Origin of the sequence: Brevibacterium album DSM 18261 (assembly GCF_000426445.1) — a bacterium.
Taxonomy (GTDB): Bacteria; Actinomycetota; Actinomycetes; order Actinomycetales; family Brevibacteriaceae; genus Brevibacterium; species Brevibacterium album.
The window spans coordinates 351,545-364,299 of record NZ_KE384526.1 but is presented as its reverse complement, the minus strand read 5'-3'; the positions used below and the strand labels follow the sequence as shown (position 1 = coordinate 364,299).

At 69.6% G+C, this 12,755-nt stretch carries 9 protein-coding genes; 6 read left to right on the top strand and 3 right to left on the bottom strand.

Features of this window, described 5'->3' with window-relative positions:
- Positions 1-1,140, bottom strand: coding sequence for an NAD(P)/FAD-dependent oxidoreductase (locus tag K318_RS22395; RefSeq protein ID WP_051298085.1), 1,140 nt, complete (start codon positions 1,138-1,140; stop codon positions 1-3).
- An 8-nt stretch (positions 1,141-1,148) separates the two neighbouring features.
- Between K318_RS22395 and K318_RS0115330 the strand changes: the two genes are divergently transcribed.
- The 6 genes from K318_RS0115330 (at position 1,149) to K318_RS0115305 (ending at position 10,125) form a co-directional block, all read left to right on the top strand.
- On the top strand, positions 1,149-1,937 hold the full coding sequence (locus tag K318_RS0115330; RefSeq protein WP_084500304.1) for a MurR/RpiR family transcriptional regulator: 789 nt from the start codon (positions 1,149-1,151) through the stop codon (positions 1,935-1,937).
- Positions 1,938-1,979: 42 nt separating this feature from the next.
- The gene (locus tag K318_RS0115325; RefSeq protein WP_051298084.1) at positions 1,980-3,014 is read left to right on the top strand and encodes a LacI family DNA-binding transcriptional regulator; all 1,035 of its coding nucleotides are present in this window, start codon (positions 1,980-1,982) and stop codon (positions 3,012-3,014) included.
- 228 nt (positions 3,015-3,242) lie between these two features.
- Positions 3,243-4,892, top strand: a complete 1,650-nt coding sequence (locus tag K318_RS0115320; protein WP_084500303.1) for an OPT/YSL family transporter — start codon at positions 3,243-3,245, stop codon at positions 4,890-4,892.
- A 68-nt stretch (positions 4,893-4,960) separates the two neighbouring features.
- Entirely contained in the window at positions 4,961-7,000 is a 2,040-nt protein-coding gene (locus K318_RS0115315; RefSeq protein WP_029090124.1) for a hydantoinase/oxoprolinase family protein, read from the top strand.
- A 3-nt stretch (positions 7,001-7,003) separates the two neighbouring features.
- On the top strand, positions 7,004-8,848 hold the full coding sequence (locus tag K318_RS22390) for a hydantoinase B/oxoprolinase family protein (protein ID WP_084500302.1): 1,845 nt from the start codon (positions 7,004-7,006) through the stop codon (positions 8,846-8,848).
- Entirely contained in the window at positions 8,845-10,125 is a 1,281-nt protein-coding gene (locus tag K318_RS0115305) for a metal-dependent hydrolase family protein (protein ID WP_051298083.1), read from the top strand. The genes K318_RS22390 and K318_RS0115305 overlap by 4 nt, the downstream gene beginning before the upstream one ends.
- 72 nt (positions 10,126-10,197) lie before the next feature.
- On the opposite strand, the gene K318_RS0115300 is transcribed toward K318_RS0115305, so the two are convergent.
- Together K318_RS0115300 and K318_RS0115295 are read right to left on the bottom strand one after the other, a co-directional pair.
- The gene (locus K318_RS0115300; RefSeq protein WP_035282157.1) at positions 10,198-11,142 is read right to left on the bottom strand and encodes a phosphoglycerate dehydrogenase; all 945 of its coding nucleotides are present in this window, start codon (positions 11,140-11,142) and stop codon (positions 10,198-10,200) included.
- Positions 11,142-12,578 (bottom strand): Nramp family divalent metal transporter, encoded by a 1,437-nt coding sequence (locus K318_RS0115295; protein ID WP_029090121.1) that lies wholly within the window; start codon positions 12,576-12,578, stop codon positions 11,142-11,144. Before K318_RS0115295 ends, K318_RS0115300 begins: the two co-directional genes overlap by 1 nt.
- Positions 12,579-12,755: the final 177 nt, after the last annotated feature.

Genomic DNA, 12,755 nt, shown 5'->3' with positions numbered 1-12,755 from the left:
TCAGAGGGTGAATCGGTCGGGTGAGAACGGGGCGAAGGCGCTGTCCGCCCGCCTTGCGCGCAGGGATTCCGCGACCCTCGGTGCCACAGCCGGGGCGAGTGCCCAGCCGTGGCCGGACCATCCTGTCGCCACCATGACGTTGGGGGCGACGTACCCGATGGTGGGGATGAGATCCACCGAGGCCGTCTCGGTGCGCGAGGCATCGGCGTCGATCACCTCGAGCTCTCCGAGGCCGGGGAACGTCTCGGTGAGGCTGCGGATGTTGCCTGCGATGTTCTCCTCGCGAGTCCGGCCGCGGCCGGTCGCAGGGTCGAGCGTTCCGCGCCAGCCGCCGCTCAGCATGATGACCCCGTCATCGAGGACCTTCACCGAGAGCGGCCTGCTGTCGTGCGCTGTGAGCAAGGGGATCTCCGGCCTGTTCCGGCTCCGCAGGAAGACGGCCTGAGGGTAGATCGTCCACAGCGGGAGCTCACCTCCGGGGAGGTCCGCGAGCAGCGGGTTGGCCCCTGCATTGTTCGCAAGGAGGAGCTGCTTGCCGATCGTGAAGACGTCTTCCGTCGCGGTGAGGACCGATGCGGCGGCTCCTGAGGCGTTGGTCTCGATCTTCACTGCGGTGGTGTTCTCGAAGAAGTCGACGCCCAGACGCCGGCCTGCCTCTGCATAGGCCTGCGTGGTGGCTCCGTGGGACGCGACGCCGTCCAGAGGCGCGTAGATTCCCGCTTTCGTGGTGGTGTCGATGCCCGGCAGGCGGGTGAGAATCCGATCGCGGTCCCATACCTCCGTCGGGATGCCGAGCGCATTCTGCGCTCCTGCGGTGGCCTCGACGGCCGCGAGGCCGTTGTGTCCGTTGGCCGCGTTGCCGCTGACGAGGCATATGCCGCCTGTGCGGACGTATCCGGTATCGGCTCCGAGCTCGTCCGCCAGTGTGGGCCAGAGCTCGCAGGCCTCACGCATGAGCGGCATCTCCCGCAGATCGCGCCTGTTCGCGCGCACGCCTCTCTTGCCCCGACCGCCGGAGGCCTCGGCGGCCAGGGTCGCCGTTTCGATGACCGCGATCGAGCCTGCGCCCGATGCGGCGAGATGGTAGGCGGCGGCGCAGCCGTGCACGCCGCCTCCGATGATGATGTAGTCGTACTTCACGGGTCCTCCTGGCGAGCAGGGATCCCCTGCGATTCGCGACCACGACTGCCGCAGATGTCGCACGCGAAGCGGGGGTGAGCGAGGCGACGGTGGCCCGGGCTGCTCAGAAGCTCGGGTTCACGGGGGTCAAGGAGATGAAGGCCGCCTATGCGGCGCGTGTGCAGAGGGGGGTCGGCCTGGAGGGGGTCATGGAGTCGCGACTGGCGCGGCTGCGGTCCATGGGCGCTTCCGGTCCCGAGCGCACGCTGGGCGGCGTGCTGGCCTCGGCGGCGGATCTGCTTCTGACCCTGAGCGAGACTCTCGACCCTGCCGCGTTCGCCGAGGCTGCCGAGGGCATCGGGGCTGCTCCGCGGACGGTTGTGTACGGTCTTGGGACCGGCTCGCAGATCGCGGGCTACTTCGTCCTCGAACTCGAACGGGGGGGAGTGGATGCCGTGGTGGTGTCCGGCAGCGGGCACACCAATGCGGATGCGGTGTTCCGGCTGCGTCCGGACGATGCGGTGATCGTCCTGGCTCCGCGCGTGGTCTTCGACGATGTCGCGGCGTTCATCGCAGGCGCGGCGGGGATCGTCGGGCTCGTGGCTGTCGTGTCTCAGGATGAGGTGCCGAAGGCGTCCCGGGGGTCGGCCGTCCACCTGAGGCTGCCCGACACGTCCGGTGGCGTGGCGACGGAGTCGGTGGCCGCATGGGGTGTCTGCGACGCTCTCGTGGCGGAGGTCGTGCGTGCTCGGCCGGATCGGGCCCTCGAGGCGCGGAGTCGTCTGCAGGAGCTGAGGGAGCGGTATTCTGCCCGATGAGGCGCGTGATCCGCGGATCACGCGCCCCCATAGACTCTGAATATGAGTCAGCAGGACAAGGGTGTGCGCCGGCGTCCTCCTCGCGTCACGATCAAGGACGTGGCCCAGGCTGCAGGGGTCTCGCCCTCGACGGTCTCCCACGCGTATTCCGGACGCCGGGCGATCTCCGCGAAGACCAGGGAGCGCGTGTTCGCGGCCGCGGAGGCCCTCGGCTACAGCGCCGACCCGCATGCGCGGTCCATGCGCACCGGCAGCTCGGGGATGATCGGGCTCGTGCTGCGGCCCCGCTTCGCGGCCACCGGGGCGCCTGAGGCGTCGGAGACCTTCAACCGCCTCGCCGGCAGCATGGCGACCGAGTGCCTCCGGCGCGGGATCGGCCTGGTCCACGTGCCGGATCCCAGCCGCCCGGACTACGCCGCCGTGCCGATGGACGGGTGCATCATCGCCCATCCCTATGCAGGGGATCCCATGATCGATCTCCTCGCCTCCCGGGGGATCCCCGTCGTCTGCGCGGATCCGGACCCTGACCGGCCGGATCTGCCCTGGACTGCCGGGGTCGACTATGCGGAGGGGATGAGGGCGGTCTTCGATGCGCTCGGTGTCGAAGCCGGGGCGAAGGTGTGGCTCATGCCCGGTTCGGAGGACAATGCCTGGAACCGCGCGGCCCGCAGCGTGCATGCGGAATGGTGCGCGGGCCGAGGGGCTGTGCCCGAGGTTCATGTTCTGAGCGAGGCGCTGTCTTCGGACGAGGCGAGGGCGTGCGTCGCCGGGCTCCTGGATGCCGAGGGAGCGCCCGCCGCGCTGGTTCACTCCCTGAGCAAGCTGACCGGCCCGGTCATGGAGGCGCTCTCCGCCGCCGGGCTTGCGGTGCCTGCGGACGTCAGGCTCGCGACCCTCACCGACTCCTCCTTCGCTCGCGCGGCGCACCCTCCGGTCACCGCGCTCGACCTCAACCATGAAGGGCTCGCGGCCGCGGCCGTGGACCTGCTGCTCGACCGGATCGCCGGGGGGTCGCCGCCGGCCGGTCCGATCCGCGTCCGCCCGCAGCTGAATGTCCGGGAGTCGACGCAGCCCTGAGGGATGTCGTCCCATGTGTGCGGTGCGCCTCTTGACGTGAGGCCCGTCACGGTGTTGACTCTTGGGAGTCAAATCGTTTTGATCGTGCTGGCCCACCCGGATGCCTGTGTGCTGCATCGCTGCAGCCTCTGGGGACAGGGCCGGCCCAGCGGCGGACCCCGGGTCCGTGCGGAGACAGCTCGCTCGCGCGCATGCGAGCGGAGCCCCCTTCTTCAGAGAGGCACGGCCATGGCAGCTGAGGCGAGGTCCGGCGAGGACCTGCAGATTCCGCCCCATCCGAGAGCGTTCGAACCCGGCACGCTCGTGCTGACGATCGTGCTGGCCGCGGTGGGCGCCTTCATCGGCATCCACCTCATCACCCAGCTCGGCATCTCCACCCACACCTCCGTCATCGGCGCGCTCATCGCGATGATGATCGGAAGGATCGGTCTCACGGGATTCCGGAAGTTCCGCAGCGTGCATCGCCAGAACCTCGCGCAGACCGCGATCTCCGCCGGCACCTTCGGTGCGGCGAACGCCATCATCACCCCGCTCGCGATCACGTGGGCGTTCGGCCGTCCGGATCTCATCTGGCCCATGTTCATGGGGGCTGCCGGCGGGCTCGTCGTCGATGCGTGGATCCTCTACCGTGCCTTCGGCTCGAAGTTCCTCTCCGCGCGGAACGCGTGGCCCCCGGGAGTCGCGGCGGCGGAGGCGATCAGGGCCGGGGACCAGGGCGGGAGGCGTGCCAAGGTGCTGGTGGCCGGCGGGGTGATCGGCTTCGTCCTCGCCTGGTTCGGCCTCTCCGCCTCCGCGGCGGGGGTGGCTCTCATCGGCAATGTCGTCGCCCTGCTGATGTTCGGCCTGGGCCTCCTCATCGTGCAGTACTACTCGCTGCTACCGGGGCTCGCGGACTTCTCGCTGGCCGAGAACTACATCCCCCACGGGATCATGATCGGCGCCGGAGTCATCGCACTGGCCCAGGCGGGGTTCATCCTCTTCAGGAGGCAGCGGGCGAAGCGGGACGCACAGCCCGTTCAGGAAGCCGCCTCCACTCCGGATCCGGCGATGGCGGACACCGTGAGCCCGCGCCGTCTGCGCGGCGGGCTCGGCTCGGGCTTCCTGCTCTTCATCGCGGTGGCGATCCTCCTCGCCTTCGTCTCCGGGATCTACGTGCAGATGTCCGTGCCCGTGCTCATCGGCTGGATCCTCTACGCCGCGGTGGCCGCGTTCGTCAGCGAGCTCATCGTGGGTCTGGCGGCGATGCACGCAGGCTGGTTCCCGGCCACGGCGATCACCCTGATCTTCCTGGTTCTCGGCCTCGCCATCGGATTCCCGCCGGAACCGCTGCTCGTCCTGGTGGGCTACACGGCCTCCACCGGACCGGCCTTCTCCGACATGGGCTACGACCTCAAGACCGGCTGGATCCTGCGCAAGGTGCATTCGCGTCATCCCGGATACGCCGACTACGAGCGCTCCGGTCGGAAGCAGCAGTACTACTCCGCGATGATCGGATTCGTCGTCGCCATGGGAATGGCCGCACTCCTCTGGAAGCCCTATTTCGAAGACGATCGCATCCCTCCCGTGGCGGTGGTCTTCGCAGACACGATCAAGGTGGGGCTTGCGAACACCGAGGCGCTGCAGACCATGCTCCTGTGGGCGCTGCTGGGTGCGGCGCTGCAGGCGGTGGGCGGGGCCACCCGGCAGATGGGCATCATGCTCGCCACCGGCCTGCTCATCGCCGCCCCCTATGCCGGCTGGCTGGTGCTGGGCGCCCTCGCGGTCAAGCTCGTGGTCGTGAAGCTCAAGGGCCGTCAGGCGGAGGAGGACCTGCAGCTCATCGGCGCAGGCATCATCACGGGCGATGCCTTCGCCTCCCTGGGCCGCATCTTCCGATAGCGGTTCCGGTCCGTGCACGGAAGCGGCGGACACACACAGCAGAGAACATCGAGCAGAACAGGAAACACATGCAGTCAGGGACACGGATCTCCGTCGATGTGGGAGGAACCTTCACGGACGTGGTGAGGCTGGACCCGGCCTCGGGCGCACTGCGCTTCGAGAAGGTGCCCACCACCCCGCAGGCGCCCAAGGAGGGGGTGCTCCGCGCCTTCGACAAGGTCGAGGCGCCCATCGACCAGGTGAGCACCTTCAACCACGGGTCGACGCTGGGCCTGAACTCCCTCCTCACGCGGACCGGGGCGCGCATCGCCGTGATCGGCACGCAGGGCTTCCGCGACGTCTACCTGCTGGGCAGGGCCGGCAGCCGGGTGATGTACGACATCACCTTCCGCAAGCCGGAGCCGCTCGTGCGGCGCCGTGACACCTTCGAGGTCCCCGAGCGCACCCTCTACGACGGAACAGTTCGCACCCCGCTGGACCGGGAGGCCGCCGCGGAGGTGGCGCGCGAGATCGCCGCGGGCGGATACGAGGGCGTGGCTGTGGGCTTCCTCCACGCCTATGCGAACCCGGAGAACGAGATCGCGATGGGCGAGGTGCTCAGGAAGTTCGCGCCCGAGGCCGAGGTGACCCTCTCCCACGAGCTCTCGCGCGAGTACCGGGAGTACGAGCGGACGAGCACCGCCGTCCTCGACGCGTACATCAAGCCGATCATGCGCCGCTACCTCGCCGACCTCGGCGAGGACCTGCGGCGGGCCGACTTCGAGGGCAGGTTCCTCATGTCCCGGTCGGGAGGGGGCGCGATGACCGCGGCGGCCGCGGCGGAACAGCCGGTCAACCTCATCCTGTCGGGCCCGGCCGGCGGAGTCGTGGGAGCGGCCGCGCTGTCCGAGGAGCTGTCCGAGCCCAATGTCATCACGATCGACATGGGAGGGACCAGCCTCGACGCCTCCCTGATCCTCGATCACGAACCCGTGCTCTACCAGGGCGCGGAGTTCGAAGGCCTGCCGATCAACACTCCCTCGCTCTACATCCACACGATCGGCGCCGGCGGAGGTTCGCTCATCTCGCTCGACAAGGCGGGCGCGCTGCAGGTGGGGCCGCAGAGCGCGGGCGCCGACCCGGGGCCCGCCGCGTACGGCCGCGGGGGAGAACTGCCCACGTTCACGGACGCAGCGGTGTCGCTGGGGTACATGGGCGGCGACCTCGCCCTCGGCGGCGACCTGGTCCTCGACGAGGAACGCGCGGAACAGGCGCTGGCCCCGGTGGCCCAGGCGCTCGGGTTGTCCATCCCGGAGCTTGCGCGGGGGGCGGTGCAGATCGCGAACATGAAGATCGTCGGTGCGGTCCGGTCCATCACGGTGGACCTCGGCCGCGATCCGCAGGACTTCGCCCTCATGTCCTTCGGCGGCGGGGGCGGCCTGGTCGCCGTCGATGTGGCGCGCGAGCTGAGCATCCCGCGCGTGATCGTGCCTCCGGGGCAGGGAGCCTTCTCCGCACTGGGCATGCTCATGGCGGACGTCCAGCACGACTTCTCCCGCACTGCCGTCCAGCCGCTCGCCGATCTCGATGCGGAGTTCTTCGAGCAGACCTACGCGGGCATGGAGGACGAAGGCTGTGCTGTGCTCCTCGGAGAGGGCTTCGGGCCGGAGGCGCAGACCTTCCAGCGCACCGTCGACGTCCGCTACCGGGGCCAGGAGCACTCCGTCTCCGTTCCGCATCCGCGGGGGAGCGCCGATCCCGTCGCCGCCCTCGCCGCGGAGTTCGCGCAGATGCACCGGCGGATGTACGGGCACACGATGACGGACCCGCTCGAGGTCACGACGCTGCGGGTCAACGCGGTGGGCGCAGTGGAGAAGCCCGCATGGCCTGCAGCGCAGGTGCGCGTGGACGGCGAGCCGACCCCGGTGCTCACGCGCACCGTGCACGTGGGGGAGGAGCCGCAGGAGTATCCCGTCTTCGCCCGGGAGCAGCTGTTCGCCGGGGATCGCCTCTCCGGACCGGCCATCATCGCCGAGCACACCGCCACCACCGTCCTCCACGCGAGTGACGAACTCCGCGTGGGCGACCTCGGCGAACTCGTCATCACCCTCGGCGCAGAAGGAGTCTGAGTCATGACCAATCCCATCACCCTCGAGGTCATCCGGCACGCGCTGATCGCGAGCGCGGACGAGATGGCGCGCAACCTCTGCCGCACCGCATACAACACGGTCGTCTACGAGATCCACGACTACGGGATCGGGCTCCACGATGCCGCCGGCAGCGTCGTGGCGGACTCACCCGGCCTGGCGATCTCCACCGGCGCCAACGACTACGGGATCCGGAGGTCGATCGAGTTCCTCGGCGCGGACGCGATGCGGGAAGGGGACGTGTTCATCCTCAACTATCCGTACTGGTCCTCCGCCCACACCCTCGACCCGCTGGTATTCGCTCCCATCCACCACGACGGCGAGATCATCGGCTTCTCCTCCTGCCGCGTGCACGTGCTCGACCTCAAGCAGAAGAACGCGGGCTACGTCCTCGATTCGACCGATGCGTACCAGGAGGGTCTCATGTTCCCCGCGAGCCGGCTCTACAGAGCCGGGGAGCCCAATGACGACGTCCTCAACGTCATCCGCTTCAACTCGCGGATGCCCGAACGCACCCTGGGCGACATCCACGCACAGGTCTCCGCCTGCTGGAGCGGGATGCGGCGGATGCAGGAACTCGCCGCCAAGTACGGCGCGGACGTCCTGCGGCAGGCGATGGCGGACATCCAGTCGCATGGTGAGCGCCTCGCGCGCCTGGCTCTCGCGGAGCTGCCCAAGGGAACCTGGACGGCGGAGGACTTCGTCGACTCCGACGGGATCGATCTCGACACCCCGCTGCGGCTGCGAGCCACGGTCACCGTCACGGACGAGGAGATGGTGATCGACTGGACGGGGAGCGAGAAGGACGTGAAGGGGCCGTTCAACCTCCCGGTGGGGAAGACGCTGGCACTGTCCGGGCTCATCTTCAAGTCGCTGACCACCCCGGACTCGCCCGTCGCGGCCGGCAACTTCGCCCCGCTCAGGGTCGTCACGGAGCCGGGCTCCATCATGCACGCGGTCGATCCGATGCCCACCTTCACCCAGTGGACCGGGATCCTCGCGGGCGAGGTGGTGCTCAAGGCGCTGGCCCAGGGCATGCCGGAGCGGATCCCGGCGAGCTCCGGCGGAGACGTCTCCTCCATGATGGGCTGGGGCACGGACCCCCGGACCGGCAGGGCATGGCTGGAGGCCACCAATGAGGCCATCGGCTACGGCGGGCACCGCGGCGGGGACGGGGAGGACGGCATCATGCACCTCACCCAGCCCGGCTGCCGGAACAATCCCGTGGAGGTGCTGGAGACGAAGGCGCCCCTCTTCATCGAGGCATACGGCTACGAACAGGACTCCGGCGGAGCGGGCATGCACCGCGGGGGAGTCGGAGTCCACCGCCACTACCGGTTCGAGGCGGACTCCACCGGGATCTGCCTCGTATCGAAGACGAAATCGCCGCCGTGGGCACTGGCCGGAGGACAGGAGGGACGCCCCGCGAGCGTGGTGCTGGATGCGGGCACCGAGGCCGAGGTCGTGACGGGCGGCGGAACCTATCCGCGGCCGGCGGGCTCCCGCCTGGACAACCGCACCGGCGGCGGCGGGGGGTACGGCGATCCGCTCGACCGGGATCCGCTGAGCGTGCTGGACGACGTGCTCGACGGGTTCGTCTCACGGCGTGCGGCTGAGGAGGAGTACGGGGTGCTGTTCACGGAGGACGCCTCTGCTGGGGGTTCCGGCCGGGAGGCCTCCGATGCAGGTGCGCCTGCGAGCGGGACGGCGGCCGAGGCGGGCTTCGCCGTGCGCGAGGCGCGGGAGCGTTCACTCGTCCCGGACGTCTCCGGGACCCAGCGGCTCCGTGACGAGAGGAAGCGGCGGCGGCTGCAGGGGGCGGCCGGATGAGGCAGCGAGAGGCGCAGGCAGCGAGCGCGGACGGGCCCGCCCGGAATGCGGTGCTGCGCCACGGCCGCTTCCTCGACCCGGAGACCGGCCTCGTGGTCGAGGGCGATATGCGCATCGAGAACGGCGAGATCGCGGAGATCGGAGACATCGGCGCGGTGACGCGCACCGATGCGTCCTCGGCCGACGAGTCCGCGCAGGGAGTCGAGACCGACCTCGGCGGTGCAACCGTGACCCCGGGGCTCATCGACGCGCACTTCCACGCCTATGCGGCGGGGATGGGCGGGATCATGATGGCGACCCGGACCACGAGCTTCGTGGTGATCAACGGGGTGAACCGGCTGTCCGCGGCGCTGAGGCGCGGATTCACCACTGTGCGCGACGTCGCGGGCGGGGACATCGGGCTGCAGCAGGCGATCGAGCGCGGCATGGTCGACGCGCCCCGCTATCTGTTCAGCGGCAGGGTCCTCAGCCAGACGGGAGGGCACGGGGACGTGCGGCCGGCGGAGCACGATCTGCACGCCGGCTGCGACCACACGCACGAGGTGGTCGACGGTGTCGACGCTCTGCGCAGGGCGGTGCGGGAGCGGCTGCGGACCGGGTCGCACGTCATCAAGATCATGGCCTCGGGCGGGGTGATCTCACCGACGGACCCGTTGTCGGTGCCGCAGTACTCCGCCGAGGAGATCGCCGTCGTGTGCGAGGAGGCGGGACGCCGTGGCAGCTACGTCGCCGCCCATGCGTACTCCGCCGAGGCGGTGGTCCATGCCGTGACGAACGGCGTGCGTTCCGTGGAGCACGGCAACCTCATCGATGCCGAGGCCGCACGGGTGATCGCCGACCACGGAGCGTTCCTCGTGCCGACGCTCGCCGCGTATGACGCGATGAGCAGGCGGGGAGAGGAAGCCGGACTGACCCCGGTGGGACGGGAGAAGAACGCCGAGGTGCTGGGGGCCGGGCAGCAGGCCATCCGACTGGCGCGCGAGGCCGGCGTGCGCGTGGGCTTCGGCACTGACCTCATGGGCGATCTGGAGGACGAACAGCTGCGGGGCATCGAGCTGCAGGCGCAGGTGCTCGAGCCGCTCGAGCTGCTGCGGTCGATGACGGTGGTGAACTCCGCCCTCATCCAGGACGCCGGCCGGGGCAATCTGGCGATCGGGAGTCCTGCCGACCTGGTCGCCTTCCGGGAGGATCCGCTCGAGGACGTGAGCGTTCTGTGGGATCAGGAACGGCCCCGCACGGTCATCCAGGGCGGAGCCGTGGTGTGGGACGAGCGGTGACGGGCATCCGGAACTGAAGGGCGGCTCGCCGCGTGCGATGGCGAGCCGCCTTCTCCGCTTCCCGGAGAAAGGTCACCGCACCGGGAAGCGGGGCTCCTCGTCGCTGAGCACGCGCACGACGTCCTCGACCGCCCAGGTGCCCATGTTCGCATTGGCGATGTCCGAGTACGCGCCGATGTGCGGGGTGGCGATGAGGCGGGGCGCGCTCAGCAGCGGATGGTCCGCAGCGGGAGGCTCCGAGGAGAACGCGTCCAGTGCGGCGAAGGAGAGCCTGCCCGCGTGCAGCGCCTCAGCGAGGGCGGCCTCGTCGACCAGCCCGCCTCGGGCGGCATTGATCAGCGCCGCGCCGCGGGGCATGGTCGCGAGGAGCTCGGGGGTGAGGAGGGGGCCTCCGCCGCCGGGCAGGTGCAGCGAGAGGAAATCCGAGGTGGCCACGGCCTCCTCGAGGGACAGCGGCTGCGCGCCGGCCTCGCCGATCGCCTCCTCCGGGACGAACGGGTCGTAGGCGGCGATGCGCATCCCGAACGCGGCCGCGCGCTGTGCCACCGCCCGCCCGATCCGGCCGAAGCCCAGGATGCCGAGCTGCCGGCCGGCCAGCTCGGTGCCGGAGAAGACCTCCCAGCGACCCGCACGCAGCGAGGCCTCCGCCTCCTGGACCCTGCGGGCGCCCATGAGCATGAGGCCGAGGGTGAGATCTGCGACGGCGCCGGCATTGGCGCCGGGGGTGCTGACCACGGTGATCCCGGCCTCGGCGGCCGCCGTCAGATCGATGTTGTCGACACCCGCCCCGTGCTTGGCGATCACTCGCAGACGCGGGCACGCGGAGATGACGTCCGCGGTGACGGAGTCCAGACCCACGAGGACGGCCTCGGCACGGGCGATCGCCTCGATCAGACCCTGACCGGACTTGGGGTGGCCCTCGGTGCAGTGCTCGAGCTCCAGCCCCAGGTCCGCCGCGCGCTGGGCGGGAGCCCCGGACAGCTTCCCGAACGAGGGTGTGAGGACGGTGAGGCGCATCAGGCTCCGATCTCGATTCCGAAGGTCTCCAGCGCCGAGTAGATGCCCAGGGCGGCGATCGCGAGCGAGGAGAGCACCAGCATGACGGTGAAGAAGTGGTTGGACCTGAACTCCGCCGGCACCTCGCGGGAGCGCAGGAACCACACGGCGATGACGACGGCCACGAGGAAGACGCCGCTGGCGACCCCGCCGATCTGGACCATGAGCACGGGGGACTGGATGACGAGGAAGCTCAGTGCCCAGATGATGGGGAACACCACCGTGAGGATGCGGATGATCCGGGTGCGGACGGCCAGATTGCTCCAGTCGAAGGCGCCCAGGAGAGAGACGGTGTTGGTCCACAGGCGGGGCACGCTCGCGGTGGAGGCGATGAAGGTGGAGAACAGCACGGCGAAGGCGCCGATGAGGAAGATCCAGTGTCCCGGCTCGCCCATCACGGATGTGTACATGACGGACAGGGTGGTGATCATCTCGTTGCCCTCCGGTACGAGATCCTGCGGGTGCAGGATGGCCGCGCCGATCACGTAGAAGGACATGGTGCAGACGGTGGAGATGATCCAGGAGACGAGGACGTCCGTGCGCATGACGGAGATCCAGCCGCGGGCGCGCCGGGCGCGTGCGGCGGAGCCGTCGTCCGGCCCGGTGTAGCGGGCATATCCCTTCTCGAGGCACCAGTAGGTGTAGGTGGTCATCTCGTCCGCGCCCACCCCGGTGATGCCGAACATGGCCACGGCGAATCCGAGCGTGCCCGCGGGGATCGCGAAGCTCAGCCCGCTTGCGATGTCCCCGCCGGTGAAGGCGAAGTCCGTGAAGGGCAGCGAGAGCGCGAGCCCCACCGTCGAGAGCGTGAAGATGATGACGGCGGCGACGGAGAACTTCTCGACGATGCCGTACTTGTTGGTCACCAGGAGCGAGATCACGACCGCGAGGGCGACGACGGTCCAGAAGACGAGGGACGGAGTGCCCAGAGGCTCGCCGATCACCGGGAACATGATGCTCAACGCGGCGACGGCACCGCCGATGATGCCGCCCCGCTGCAGCACCTTCGCGAAGTCCATGAGGATCCAGAGGAGATTGATCCACCCCGCACGGCCGATGAGGCGCGGGCCCACATGGGAATAGCCCTCCAGCGCCGTCTTGCCGCTGAGGATCGTCCACTGCGCGAGCTCCAGCTGGACCCACACTTTGATGGCGGTGGAGATGATGACGAGCCACAGCAGGATGAAGCCCGCCTTCGCGCCCAGCGCCGTGGTGGTGATGAGTTCTCCGGAGCCGATCACCGCCGCCGAGATGATGAGACCCGGGCCCAGGTGCCTGAGCCTGCCCGCGAATGTGGTGGGCGGCTCGATGACGTCTGCGGGGTCGAGCCGGTAGGGGTCCGCAGCGGCGGCCGCCGAGGCCTGTACCGGAGCGGGCTCCACGCTGTTCTGTGTCATGGTCGGCTTCCTTGCGCGAAATGTGCAGTCCTATATGAGGGGTGCCGGGACTGCGACGTTTCGCTTGTCACAAGGTAGGTGGCAGTGCGAGGACGCAGGCGAGGCTCACATGAGTCTGGCATGTGTAGCGCGAATCGCGCAACATTAGTGCGCAGTGTGTGCATATCGCTGCGGCGT